This is a genomic window from Sphingobium xenophagum (assembly GCF_002288285.1).
GTDB lineage: Bacteria > Pseudomonadota > Alphaproteobacteria > Sphingomonadales > Sphingomonadaceae > Sphingobium > Sphingobium xenophagum.
In genome coordinates this window covers 148,532-161,093 of the sequence record NZ_CP022748.1, presented here as the reverse complement: position 1 = coordinate 161,093, position 12,562 = coordinate 148,532, and the positions used below count along the sequence as shown (strand labels likewise).

Sequence of the window (12,562 nt, the reverse complement as noted above, 5' to 3'; positions counted from 1 at the left end):
TTGGGTTTTAAGCAGGACGCGATACTTCAGCCTGTCGCCTCATGGGGTGATCGCGATCCCCATGCGGCGATAATGCGCTTGAGCCCCTGACTGTCAACCACAGACTGCGCCGAGGTGGAAATCGCATTGGATATTTGGGAGTCGACGCAGCCCCTCTCATGCGCCGTTCGCGTCAACGCCGTTCGGAAAGGGCCAGTACGGGACCCTTGTCCTGCTCACCGCTATACCATAGGGGAGTATAGTATGGCTCATCTCAACAAATCATCGTCGCAACTGATTGCGCGCGTTCGGCGCATCGGCGGGCAGATCGGCGCGGTTGAACGCGCGCTCGAAAGCGACGCGAGCTGCAGCGAGATTCTGCAGCTCGTTGCCGCGGTGCGCGGGGCGATCAATGGTCTGATGGACGAAATCATCGTCGAGCACCTCGACGAGCATGTAGCCGCGCCGGGTCTGAGGGAAGAGGCGCGCACGCAGGCAGCCGAAGAGCTCAAGGAGGTCATCCGCCGTTACTCCAAATAGGACGTTCCGTGGCAAGCCTTCCTGAAATCGAGCGGTTCTCGCACGACCATTTTTTCCTGGGTGCCTCGCACGATGCGAATGCGCGCCGCACCTTATGGGTCGTGCTGCTGACCGCGGTGATGATGGTCGCCGAGGTATTCGCCGGCTACTGGACCGGCTCGATGGCGCTGCTGGCGGACGGTTTCCATATGGCGACCCATGCCGGCGCGCTGGGCGTTGCAGCTCTGGCCTACGCTTATGCGAGACGGCATGCGTCCGATCGTCGTTTCAGCTTCGGCACCGGCAAGGTCGGTGAGCTTGCCGGCTTTGCCTCTGCCTTGGTCCTGGCGGTGATCGCGATCGGCATCGGCGTGGAGTCGATGTTACGGATGCTCCAGCCCGTCACCGTGGCTTTCGGCGAAGCGACGATCATCGCGATCGCCGGACTGGGCGTCAATCTGGCGAGCGCCGCTCTGCTCGCAGGCAGCCACTCGCATGATCACGGTCATGGCCATGGCCATGGCCACGGCGACCATCACCACGACCATGACGGCGGCCGCGACCAGGACAATAATCTGCGCGCTGCCTATGTTCACGTGCTCGCCGATGCCCTGACATCGGTACTCGCCATCACCGCCTTGCTGGCCGGCCGGTATCTCGGTTGGGTATGGCTGGACCCGGTGATGGGAATTGTCGGTGCGATCGTCATCGCCCGTTGGTCGGTCTCGCTGATGCGCGACACGGCATGGATGCTGCTGGATCGTACCGACGATCATGTCGCCGACGAGATCCGCGAATTGATCGAGACCCCGGGCGACGCCCGCATTGCCGATCTTCATGTCTGGCGCATCGGCCCAGACGCCCATGCCGGCATCGTCTCCGTGATCGCCGGACCCAACGTCGATCGCGCGACCGTCGAGCGTCGTCTCGGTCCCGTGCATGAACTGCGTCACCTCACCATCGATATGCAGCCCGCATGAAGTCCCCCTGTGTCGACATCTGCGCCTTCGACGGCCGCACAGGATGGTGCCGCGCGTGCGGCCGGACAAAGGAGGAGTGCCGTGTCTGGAAGAAGGCGCAACCGCACCAGCAACGCCAGATCGCGGCAGATCTTCCGCGTCGCCTCCGAAAGCTCGGCGAGACAGTGTTGACGCTCGACCGGCATTGAAAGTGGGCATCCAAAAGCAGCCAAAGCGATAGTCGCGCAAGACGATCGCCACCGGACGGTGCTTCGCCCGGTGGCGATTGCATCTGGCTGAGTCACTTCAAACGGTCCGGCGAAGCGATGCGTCCCGAAAGCGCATCGCTTCGCCGAAAGCATGCCCGGTCCATTACCCGATGCCTGTATTGTCCTCAGGAACCCCAAGGCGAGGGGATCCGACATCGTGGTGACGATCATTCGGGCAGGTGCAGGCGAGGCGGGCATTCCGGTCGGCTTCCCAATCCTGTTCGACGCCGGGATGGCGATCATCGAGCCCACGTTCGCCTATCTGCTCGAGCACGCCCAAGCTCATGGTCGCCCGCAGGCTTCGGAAACCGTTCGAACCTACGGTGAGCATCTCTACGAATGGTTCGACGCGCTCGAGCAGTCGGGCATCGACTGGGATGCGGCCGATGAGCCTGTGCTCGCCGCGTATCGGGCGCGAATGCTCGAAGGGCCGAGCCAGCATACCGGTCGCCCGTTCGCTCGTTCGACGATCAATGCCCGGATCGCGACCGTCTATCGTTTCTACGCCTGGGCCCTTGACCATGGCTTCATCACGCATCGCGTGTTCCCGCGTCCGCTCCAAGCGCGGCACGGTGTCAGACCTACTCCCGTTCCGCGCTTCGGGCGCTATCCGACCGGCGATCTGACGATCTCGGTTCCTGAGCAGCTTCCACGGCCGATGCGCGCGGACGAGTTGGCAAGACTCTTCGCGCAGCTCGCGCCGACCGCACGGCTTGCGGCCGAATGGGCGTTGTGTGCCGGCCTTCGACGCAAGGAACTTTGCGCCCTTGCCGTCGAGCAGATTCCCGACAGCTGGTCACTTCACCCGGAAGAGACGCCATTGGTGGGCGTGCCGCTCAGCATCACCAAGGGCGACCGACCCCGGACGGTCTATCCGCCGGTGCGCCTGCTCGATCGCACCCATTGGTATGTCGGCGAGGAGCGGGTGCGCATCGTGGGGCGCGCGCGCAAATCTGACGGTCGCTATAGAGCATCTCCCAACCTCTTCCTGAATAGCCTGGGCCATCCGCTCACGCGCAAGCGCATGACGGCACTGCTCTCAGAGGGGTTCGCAGCAGCCGGGTTGCCGGGCACGCTGCATTGGCTCCGCCACACCTTCGCGATGGTGATGCTCACCCGCCTTCAGATCCAGGCGCGTACCAATCCAGCGCTGAATCCGTTGAAGATCGTGCAGGTTCTGCTGGGCCATGCCTCGATCACGACAACCGCCATCTATCTTCGGTGCGTCGAACTCTATGAGCCGGACATCAGCGAAAGCCTGGACTGGCTCTACGGTGAGGTCATCGCCGATGCCGACTGAGAATCGTATCGATCGCCGGATCGTGATCGAGCGCCCGCCCGCCGTGGAGCAGCAAGACGACCGGCAAATCATCTTCCGCGACGAATGGGGCCAAATCGTTCAGACGTTCGATCCCCGCGCGCTCGATATGCCGAATGATGTCTCCCGCGTTTTTGTCGAGGCGTTTCGCGTTCACGATGCGGGCTCTTCCGCCACGACGAGGCGGGGACGGTGGCGCGTGCTTCGGCGCTTCGGTCGCTTTCTCCGCACCGAAGGGGTAGCCTGCGCCCGCGATGTCAACGCCGGCACGATCCGGCGCTATATCGATGCGCTGGCGACCCCGGCGAGCGGCCGCCAGCTCAGCCGCGCCACCATGGCCCAGCGTATTGCGGCCTTGAAGCCGCTGCTGGAGCGCGTCGAGCAGGCCTATCCCGATCTGTTCGGAAGTGCGCTCGCCATCCCGTACAGCCCGTTCCCCAGCGTGGGATGGTCACCCGAGGCCAAGGTCCGCCTCACCGCGACCGAGATGAAAACGATCCTGGCGGCCGCCTATGACGAGATCGACATGGCGTGGGCGCGATTCCGACGCGGCCAGGAGATCATCGCGGCGCCGCTGCCGCCCGAGGGGAATGGCCCAGGGCAGGCGCTCGCGCGCTGGGTGTGGAAACTCCACCGGATCGGCGGCGGCATCGCTCCGAGCGGCGAGGCAATACGCGCCGCTGGCATCAACCCGAACTCGCTTGAGCACTATGGACGCCAGGAGGCGATCGCCCAGCATTACCACCTGACATCGCACACCATGGCGCCGTTCTATGTTGCCCTGGCGATCCAGCTCGCGGCCAATCCCCAGCCGCTTCGCGCGATCCGGCGCGACTGCCTGGTGCCCCATCCGCTCGATGACAATCGAGTCATGGTGGAATGGCTGAAACGGCGGACTGGTCGAAACCCGAAGATGCAACGCCGCTCCTTCGATCCGCGTAGACCGCGGTCAGCGCCCCGCCTGATCGAGATGCTGCTGGAAATGACCGAACCGCTGATCGCGCATGCGCCGCCCGATGAACGCGAGAGCCTGTTCCTGATCCGCTACCCGTCCGCGGCCTATTGGCGGCGGCATGATTATCCCGCCGGACTCATTGCACCCGACAGCATCCCAGGGTTCATCAACCGATTCATCCGTCGCACCAACCACCGGATCGAACGCTGGAATGCCGCCCATCCGGCGCGCCCGAAACCGCTGGTGCCGAAGTTTACGGCGTCGCAGCTGCGCGGCAGCGTCGCCACCGAACATTATGTGGCGTCCGGAGGCGATCTGCGCGCGGCGGGCGCGGTCCTCAATCACGCGAGCCTCGTCACGACCGATCGCTATGTCGAGGGATCTGCCGCGCGGAAACTGGAGCAGGAAACAATCGCGCGGCTGCAGACGCTCATGGTCGCATGGGTCAGCGGGCCTGACAGGAAAGAGCCCGCCCGGCATGGGTCGGTGACGGCATTGTTCGGCCATCGCTGCCTGGCGCCCGTCGAAAAGGGGGGAGACGGGAATCCGCGTCTCTGTCCGAGACTACGCGGCTGTCTTGCCTGTCCGGGGCTGATCGTACCGCTCGACGTCGAGCGGTTCGCGCGCGTGCTACAGGCCCGCGGGCATCTCCTCGCTGCCCGGGACCAGATCGATCCGGTACGCTGGGCGTTGTTCTATGGGCCGAGCCTGCATGTGCTCGAGCATGATCTCCTTCCTGCGTTCCCGGCCGGACTGAGAGAGCAGGCGGAGCACCAAGCTGCTTTGTTGCCCGATCTCCCGGACCTCGAATGAGCGTCCCGCTTCTCGCTTTGCCGGACGCTTCGGTTCGCGTCTCCCCGCACTCGCTGTTCGGCGACGATCATTGGCAAATGGCGATGGGAGTCGTCGGCCAGCGTGACACGACCTTCCGGGTCGACTGGTCCTTCACCTTGCCCGACGGAAGCCGGTTCAGCGAACTGCACTGGCGGATGCTGCGCGATGCAAGCAAGCACTTGCTGTGGTCATTGCATAGCGATCCGCCTCCTGGTCGCCCGGCGCTATCGTTGCGCTCGCTCGCGACGCAGGGAACCCTGCTGCGCGTTGTGCTGGAGTGGATGGCGGGCCAAGGCATTACCCGATGGTCGGAGCTGGATGACGAGGCCATCCGGCGCCTGTTCGACGATCTCGCCGAGCGGCCACGCATCAATCCCACGATGGCGCTATCGACCGCCGGAAACTATCGCACGCTGCTACGCGCCTTTTATCAGCAGCGCGAGAAGCTCCCTGACACGCCAGGGGCGGCGCCACCGGCACTCAACGAGCTGGGCCGGTGGCGACCGGTCGAGCGGTGGCCGTACACACCTGACGAGGTCGCCATACCGCTCGTTGCGGGGGCACTCCACCTCATCGGTGAACCGGCCGACATCATCCTTCGCATGAGGGACGATCTACAGGCGCTGCACGATGCGGCACGTGCCAAGGGGAATGCCAAGCCCGCGCGTTCGAGGCGCATCCGCAGATACCTGCGCGCGGCGGCGCCGGTCGAACTCGTCCCAGGGCAAGCCATGCCGCTGACGATCCAGCCGATGCTCGCCTTCAATGGCATGGTTGCCCGGTTGTACGAGGCGTGCTTCGTCATCATCGCCTACCTCGTCGGTCCGCGCGCTTCCGAGATACTATCGCTCGAGGCCGGCTGCATCGAAATGGTGCAGGGTGAGCAGCAGGAAATGTTCGGCTATCTGAACGGTACGATCCGGAAGGATGCGCCGGGGAGCGGGATACCGCACCGCTGGGTAGCGCCGCAGCCCGCGGTGCGCGCGATCGAAATCCTCGAACGCCTCTCCGCGCCGTGGCGAGCGATCACCGACCGACCGTACCTCTGGCAAATCCAAACACGTCCGGGCAGCGCAATCCGATCCTCGGCGTTGCCGATCGAGCCGCTCACCGCACCGGCGATGAACATACGCCTGAACGACGGCATCGGCGCGACGCTGCGTCTTCCCGCGATCGAAGGCGAGGGCTGGAAGCTGACCACGCATCAGGGGCGCAAGACGTTCGCGCGGTTCGTCGGCCGCCGTGACCGGACCGGCCTCGCGGCACTTGCCAAGCATCTCGGCCATGTCACCCGTGCCATGACCGACCGCGCCTATGTCGGCACCGACTTCGAACTCTCGGAACTGGTCGATGCACAGGCAGCCCGCGAAACCCGCGCCGCGCTCGAAGAACTGTTGGTCGCACCTCGCCTTGCCGGCAAAGCGGGTCGGGAGCTCGCTGCGCGCTCTCCGTTCCGCGGCCGCACGCAGGATGGCGATCTCGATGCGTATATAACCCGCCTTCTCGCCGAGACGGACGTCAGGCTCGGGGTCTGCGACTGGGGGTACTGCCTCTACCGACGGGAAACCTCGGCCTGCATCGGGTCGGACAAGGAGCCCAATCCTGTTCTTCGCACGCAGGGCACATGCGTCACCTGTGCGAACTTCGCGGTGAGTCAGCATCACAAACCGGTGTGGGATGCCCGTCTGCGGCGAAATCTCGCTCTTCTGGAAAGGCCCGATCTCGATCCCGAAAGCCGAAATCTGGCGATGATGCGCGTCGAGGAGAGCCGGCGCGTGATCTGCGAGCTCGATCCGCAGGCCGACGATGGCAACCCTGGCTGATACGCCGCAGGGACGGCGCCGCGAGCGGATCGCTGCGCGCCTGCAAGAGGCACTCGCCGCGCTGCGCGCCGATCCTGCCGCGGAGCTCACCGCCTCAGCACTGGCCCGGCGTGCCGGCATCGGCCGTAATGCTCTGTACACCAATCACCGGTCCGCGCTTGACGATCTACGCGACCTCCAGGCTGAGCGGTCTCCGATGCGATGTCCGAACGGTGCACCCGATGAAGGTGGAGGAAAGGGGGATGGGGAAGTGCGAGTCCGGGCGTTAGCCACGGAGAATGCTTCACTGCTGCGGCGTGCGTTGATCGCAGAGACGCGCGTCAAACGGTTGGAGGAGCGAAATGCCGACCTCGTCCGCCAACTCAGAGCACAGCGCAAGGTGACGGTCATGCCGGCCGCAGGGTTGAGCAAGACCGAGGAATAGCCTGCACGCCGCTAACGAGACGTCCTGTTAGCCACCACGGCTGAAAACCCTTCAGGATCAATCCGGTGCGCCTAATCGGACACATCTAACCGGACCTAAGACCTCGATCATGACGAAACCACCGCTCCTTGGATCGAGCAATGGGCGGCTGACATTTATCGCGAACGCATGACGCGCTGAATGGTCCCGTCATCCTCAATCGCCAGAACCTGGAAGCGCGCATGAAAGGAGAGCGGGAAGGCGGGGACGACGAAACTGGGGCCTGAAGGCTCCTGCAGCCTTGGGGAACCCTCATGCACTTCGGAACGATCGTCACGCACCGGGCAACCGAACGCTCGAACCGCGCAGAAATCCGCAACCCCATCCTCGCGCTCCCCGCCATTGCGCGACTACGGGAACTCGATCCTGAAGTCCGTGTCGCCCTGCAGGAACTGCTGCTGGATCTGCAGCAGGACGCTAGGGCGCGCGCGGAGACGAGCTGGCGGCGGCGCAAGCCGCCGGTCGCAGCATATTGGGCAGCCTGCGGCGTCTATGCAGGCCACATCGCTCGCGCCATCGGGGCGGGCGTCGGCCGCCGGCGCGGAAAGCGAGCGTAAGTTGTCCAAAGCCCCTTAGGAGCTGTCCGGTTATTCCTCATGAAGCGCGTGGTAGCTGTCCAGGCAAGACCGACTGTGACGCCCGCTGTGACCTTCCGCTCACCTGATTGCAGCAGCTTCTAGCACTATTTCCCGGAGAAAATCGTATGATTGATCATCATGATACACCGTTGCTCCGCGCGGTCAGAGAGAGCGTCGATCGTTGCGGCCAAGGCGTCGTCGCGGTCGTAAACGGTGAAGGAACACCTTCTCAGGCCCACACTATCGGCAACGCCAATCGCGGCCTCCCCGAGCTTCTCGGGCTTGGCGCCTTCATGCCACAGCGCATTTTCACAATCCTTGCCCAGATCGGTCACGAAATGCGCAAGGCGGGAAAGCCGCCGGGAATGTACATCGATCTGGGTCGTACCTATCCGATCAAAACACGTATCGCAGGGCCGGCGGCAATGACGTTTTATACCGACAGCGCGGGTAAATATCTTGGTCACGCCGACTATGCGGTTGTGCAGCTCCTGTTTGCCGATCCGCTCGGCCGCTACCCTGGCGAGGAGAACTGTGACCCTCGCTATGAAGTGCAGCATGTTTGACCCGATCTCTTTGCCTTCGCGCCGAGATTTGCTGCAGTAATCATTGCCGTGATCATGGCGGCGAGGGACTGGGCTTTGCCGCAGTGCGCGTCGCTATCGTCATCACAAGCTTGATCTGTGCGCTCCGGCGACGGACCAATCGCGAAGCCATGCGGCAAGGCTGAAAAGGGAAGGGGGGCCGGGGTCGCGAGTGGAAAGACCGCTCGAGATTTCCGGAGGACCCCATGAGCTACGACGTGGCGTTTCGCTATAGCCAAGCGCTCGACCCCAGCGCGCTGATCACCATCGGTACCACCTTGCACGCCGTGCAGGCGGCGATCACGGATTGCCGCAACGCCGGCATCGATGTCGAAACCGACCCCGCCGTCATCCTGCTGGTGCGGCATCTGTCGCAGGTCTGCGCCGATCGCGGCACAGACGCCGATCTCCGCCGGGACTGCATGGCGCGTATCGCCGATTTGCGGAACCGTCCCATGCTCAAGACCCTCGCCTTGCGCGGTGTCGCCTATGACGAACCGGCAAAGCGTCTCTTCCACTCCGAGGGCCGCGCCGCGCTGCGACGACTCGCCGAGGCGCTCGGCCTTGAAGAGGGCAGCTTCGATATCCGCTCCAACAAGGCCGGGCCGGCCGTATCCGGCGAGATCACCCTGCACGGCGAAACGCTGTGGGTGCAGCTCTCGATCGGGCCGTTCGGACCCGACCGCGAGGTCTGCTTTCGCAAGGTGCAGGGCCGGCAGGATCATATCGGCGAGCGCAACCACTGGGCATCGGTTCGCGAGCTGGTCGAGCCGGATCGTTTCGCCGCGCGTGTTCGCCGCGAACTCAAGCTCCCCGCGGCGGCGCCCACCGCGCCGCGGCTCGTCGCCTGAAGGGGGCAAATCATGCGCATCCTTCTCACCCGCATCAGGATCGGCGTGGACGTGCCGAGCTATTCTTACCGCACCTATGTCCCCTTCACCGAGATCTCGCTCGAACGTCAGGCCTTGATCTCGATGCACTCGGACTATGGCCACGGCGCCGGGCTCCTCGCTCGTCTGCCCGATGTTATCGCGCCAATGGCGCACCTCGAGGCCGCGTCCGGTCTCGACAAGCACAACGTCGCGAAGGCCATCGATGGCGTTGCCGATCGTCTCGCTGCCGTCCTCCTCGGTGCAGCCTTTCCCGAGATGACGGAACGGATCCTTCCGTTCCGCCTGGATGTCGCGTCCGTGCCGCCCAACGCGCGGCGGTTCGGGCGAAGCGAAAACCTCGCAGGACGCTACGAGATGCTCGTCCAGGCGCGCGATAGCCTCACCGCCGCGAGCCTCGGCTTCCGGTTGGAGACCGACCGATGATCTCGGAGCCGTTCGACCCGGCCGATGCTGGCACCTGGATCGCCCGAGGACGCAGGCCGGAGCATGCCGCCGTCATCGCCGAGGCCTGGCGCCACTTTCCGGATCTGCCAGCGGCGGCGGCACCGGAAGATCGCCTCGCGCGCATGCGACAGCGCGCGTTGGCGCTGCGGCCCGTGATGGAATCTATGTCGCGCGCCGCCGAGGAAGAGCGCCAGGCGCGGAACTTCGCCTTCACCGAAGCCCGCATCGCCAAAGGGGAGGGCGACGATCGCGATCGCGCGATCCTGTCTGCGCGCAGCCTCCACGGCTACGATTGGGATCGGGCGGTGCAGTACGCTTATGGCTGGTATGCTGCGATCGCTGGATGGGAACCGCGGGTGCGCCGGCCGGGATGTTCGACGGCCGCGACGATCGCCTACGATCAGGGCTTTGCTGAGGGCGGCGGCAACCGCGACGATCTTTTCGATACCGCCCGGCGCGCCTTCGAAGCGGCCGCGCCCCAGATCGAGCCGCCCTTGCTTGCCACCGGCCGGCCGCGCCCGAGTGAGTGGCCGAAACCGACCGACGAGCCTTTGCCCGCCCGCTGGAGCCGGCGGCTGCTCCTGCTCGGCGCGCCCGAGGCAGGCCTGGTCCCGCCGAGCGGTGACGCGAAGCCCGACGTCGCCGTGCTCCTCCCGACATTGCAGGCCTGTCAGGGCTATGGCGAACTCTTCGTCATCATCATTTCCGGCGCCGGTTTCCATGCGTTCGGCAATCAGCCGCCGGACGCTCGACCGTTGGAAGCCGCTTCCGGCGTTGTGTCGGGATCCGATCCGCGACTGGATCGCCAGCTCCGCGCACTGCTTGCCGGCCGCGACTTCGATGATGTCCTGATTGCCGCCCAGGAAGGCTATCTCGCGCTCCTTGACGCCCATGCGAGTGCGCTGCCGCTCTGCCGGACCATGGAACGCACGCGCAACACCGTCCTCCAGCAGCGCGCCCATTTCCGGATATGGCTCGATCGCGGCCTGTCGGCGGGCGAGAGCGTCGGCGCCGGTCACATTCGGTGGGGCAAGGCGGCCAAGGGTCTGACCGGCAAGCTCGGCGAATTCACCGCCCGCTATGCCGGCAAGTCGCCCGCCGGCGGCCATCGTATCGTGGTCGAGACTGAGGATGGCGAGCCCGCCCATCGCTATGTGACGCCGCAGGGCGAACCGCTCTCACCCGAAACCGTGATCGGCAATCGATCGCATCTCCGCAAGGAAATGGCCGCGCGGTTGCGGGCCTTCGGCGGCGCCACGCGCCTGTCCGCCGCTCCAATTTCCGATCTTCTCGATGCGCTCGCCGCCTGAGCCGGCGCTGGGGTGAGGGAAGGGGGAGCGCGAGAGAAGAGCCGGCAGGCTGACAGACCGGATCTTCGCCCCCTCAAACACGGGAACTCACCATGTCCGATACGCTTGCCCCCTCTCGCGTCCCCGTTGCCGCCGATTCCGATCTCATTGATCAGCTCGACCGGCTAACCGTGGCACTGACCGAGACCGAATATCACGCCGCGACGATCCTCGCCTTCGATCCCGACGCTCACGTCTCCGCCGGGCACCTCGATCATGGCCAAGGCGAGCCACGTGACCGTCACCTCGCCGGCGACGCGATGAGCCTGCGGGCCTGGCGGATCCTTGCCCGGGCCTGTGCTCCCGCATCCGACCGATTGGACGACACAGCGCGGCTCGCGCTGTTCCTCGCCGAGCGATCCACGCCGATTGACGCGGTGCGTGAACCGGGGATCCGCGACCGCGTGCGCATCCGGGTACGTCCGCGCGTTGGCGGGGACCGATTTGCGGGCCGCGAGGGCGTGATCGTGAAGACGCATTTCGCGGGCTTTTATGTGAAGCTCGACATGACGCCCCGCGAACGCAGTCAGAAGACCGAACTGGTCGAAGCGGCCTATCTCGAAGTTCTGGCTCCGGCCTCTGCCATTTGAACCGCTCCAACCGATATGGAGGCGTACATGCCTAAAACCTTCGCCAAAAACGTACACGATGCGGAGCCGGTTTTATCAGGGAATCGGCAAGGCGGCCCAGGAGCTGGCCGACCTCTACGTCTACGACACCGACCTGGAAAACCGCGCAGCCTTCAAGGAGCTGCTGTGGGATGCGGTGATGCATTCGCTCGTCGAGCACCACGGGTTCAAGCCGGAAGACCTGTAATGGCCAAGATCGACCCTCTCGACCTTTTGGCATTCATTGCGTCCGGCTCCTCCATGACTACCGAGCAGATCGCCCGGAGATGGCCCGAATGGGCCAAGCGCAGCGACGCCGCCTACAAGCGCTATGATCGTGAGAGCGCGGCTTACCGCACGAAGTGGGGCTACCAGGCGCGAGGCACGAATGATCCTAAGGTCGACAGCCTGGCTGGCGCCCAGCGTTACTGGGTCCACCTCCCGCTGATCAGGGCATGCCTCGAGCAAAATCAACCCGATATCCTGTCGTGAGGAGGTATCAGTGCGACGCACTCATCAACCCAATATCCCCGACAACCGAGAGTTCTACGCTGCGATCGAGCGCAATATCGCGCAAAGCGGCCAGCATCTCTTCCTGATCTTCGCCGATGGGGAAACGCCGGCGTTCGCCTACACCATCGGCAACGCGCTGCGGGGACCGCCGGAGCTGCTTCTCATTGGCAATTTCCCCCCGCGCGTTGCCGGCGGCATCGTGAACGAGCTCGGCCAGCGCATGCGCGAGGCAGGCAGGCCGCTCGAAGGGGACATCGACGTGGGCGGCCGCTTCCCGGTTCGCGTGCGCCGAGCCTCCGCAGGGGCCCGGCAGGCCTATACGCTCCAGGCAGGACGTTACTTCCGCCACGAGGAATACGACGTGCTGCAGATCCTGCTCTGCGATCCGGGCGGCACCTATCCCGGCGAGCCGGGCTGCGAGCCCGGATACGACGTGCCGCTTGCCTGATCGCGGCGGCGGCCCCCCACATTCCA

16 protein-coding genes are annotated in these 12,562 nt (G+C 64.9%); all 16 read left to right on the top strand.

Translation table 11 applies throughout. From position 1 onward, the window contains the following. The first annotated feature begins 243 nt into the window (after positions 1–243). The 16 genes from CJD35_RS20295 to CJD35_RS20225 all read left to right on the top strand — a co-directional run bounded on the left by CJD35_RS20295 (position 244) and on the right by CJD35_RS20225 (position 12,536). On the top strand, positions 244–519 hold the full coding sequence (locus CJD35_RS20295; protein ID WP_095687451.1) for a metal/formaldehyde-sensitive transcriptional repressor: 276 nt from the start codon (positions 244–246) through the stop codon (positions 517–519). Positions 520–527: 8 nt separating this feature from the next. After that, positions 528–1,478 (top strand): CDF family Co(II)/Ni(II) efflux transporter DmeF, encoded by a 951-nt coding sequence (gene dmeF, locus CJD35_RS20290; RefSeq protein WP_095687450.1) that lies wholly within the window; start codon positions 528–530, stop codon positions 1,476–1,478. Continuing rightward, entirely contained in the window at positions 1,475–1,666 is a 192-nt protein-coding gene (locus CJD35_RS20285) for a DUF1289 domain-containing protein (RefSeq protein ID WP_095687449.1), read from the top strand. The genes dmeF and CJD35_RS20285 overlap by 4 nt, the downstream gene beginning before the upstream one ends. 217 nt (positions 1,667–1,883) lie before the next feature. Continuing rightward, the gene (locus CJD35_RS20280; protein ID WP_095687448.1) at positions 1,884–3,026 is read left to right on the top strand and encodes a tyrosine-type recombinase/integrase; all 1,143 of its coding nucleotides are present in this window, start codon (positions 1,884–1,886) and stop codon (positions 3,024–3,026) included. Beyond that, positions 3,016–4,812, top strand: coding sequence for a site-specific integrase (locus CJD35_RS20275; RefSeq protein ID WP_095687447.1), 1,797 nt, complete (start codon positions 3,016–3,018; stop codon positions 4,810–4,812). The genes CJD35_RS20280 and CJD35_RS20275 overlap by 11 nt, the downstream gene beginning before the upstream one ends. Then, the gene (locus CJD35_RS20270; RefSeq protein ID WP_244917320.1) at positions 4,809–6,656 is read left to right on the top strand and encodes an integrase; all 1,848 of its coding nucleotides are present in this window, start codon (positions 4,809–4,811) and stop codon (positions 6,654–6,656) included. Before CJD35_RS20275 ends, CJD35_RS20270 begins: the two co-directional genes overlap by 4 nt. Then, the gene (locus CJD35_RS20265) at positions 6,640–7,080 is read left to right on the top strand and encodes a hypothetical protein (RefSeq protein WP_095687446.1); all 441 of its coding nucleotides are present in this window, start codon (positions 6,640–6,642) and stop codon (positions 7,078–7,080) included. Before CJD35_RS20270 ends, CJD35_RS20265 begins: the two co-directional genes overlap by 17 nt. A 293-nt stretch (positions 7,081–7,373) precedes the next feature. Then, entirely contained in the window at positions 7,374–7,676 is a 303-nt protein-coding gene (locus CJD35_RS20260; protein WP_017183274.1) for a hypothetical protein, read from the top strand. Positions 7,677–7,822: 146 nt separating this feature from the next. Then, on the top strand, positions 7,823–8,263 hold the full coding sequence (locus CJD35_RS20255) for a DUF4262 domain-containing protein (protein ID WP_081490916.1): 441 nt from the start codon (positions 7,823–7,825) through the stop codon (positions 8,261–8,263). Positions 8,264–8,487: 224 nt separating this feature from the next. After that, entirely contained in the window at positions 8,488–9,132 is a 645-nt protein-coding gene (locus CJD35_RS20250) for a hypothetical protein (RefSeq protein WP_017183272.1), read from the top strand. A gap of 12 nt (positions 9,133–9,144) precedes the next feature. After that, complete coding sequence (locus CJD35_RS20245; protein WP_017183271.1) at positions 9,145–9,597, top strand: hypothetical protein; 453 nt, start codon at positions 9,145–9,147, stop codon at positions 9,595–9,597. Next, positions 9,594–10,928, top strand: a complete 1,335-nt coding sequence (locus CJD35_RS20240) for a hypothetical protein (protein ID WP_017183270.1) — start codon at positions 9,594–9,596, stop codon at positions 10,926–10,928. Before CJD35_RS20245 ends, CJD35_RS20240 begins: the two co-directional genes overlap by 4 nt. A 92-nt stretch (positions 10,929–11,020) precedes the next feature. Next, a complete protein-coding gene (locus CJD35_RS20235) occupies positions 11,021–11,557 on the top strand; it encodes a hypothetical protein (protein WP_017183269.1) in 537 nt (178 codons plus the stop codon). Positions 11,558–11,615: 58 nt separating this feature from the next. Next, positions 11,616–11,783, top strand: a complete 168-nt coding sequence (locus CJD35_RS22800; protein ID WP_017183268.1) for a hypothetical protein — start codon at positions 11,616–11,618, stop codon at positions 11,781–11,783. Further along, entirely contained in the window at positions 11,783–12,067 is a 285-nt protein-coding gene (locus CJD35_RS20230; protein ID WP_017183267.1) for a hypothetical protein, read from the top strand. Before CJD35_RS22800 ends, CJD35_RS20230 begins: the two co-directional genes overlap by 1 nt. Before the next feature lie 10 nt (positions 12,068–12,077). Further along, on the top strand, positions 12,078–12,536 hold the full coding sequence (locus CJD35_RS20225) for a DUF4262 domain-containing protein (RefSeq protein ID WP_017183266.1): 459 nt from the start codon (positions 12,078–12,080) through the stop codon (positions 12,534–12,536). Positions 12,537–12,562: the final 26 nt, after the last annotated feature.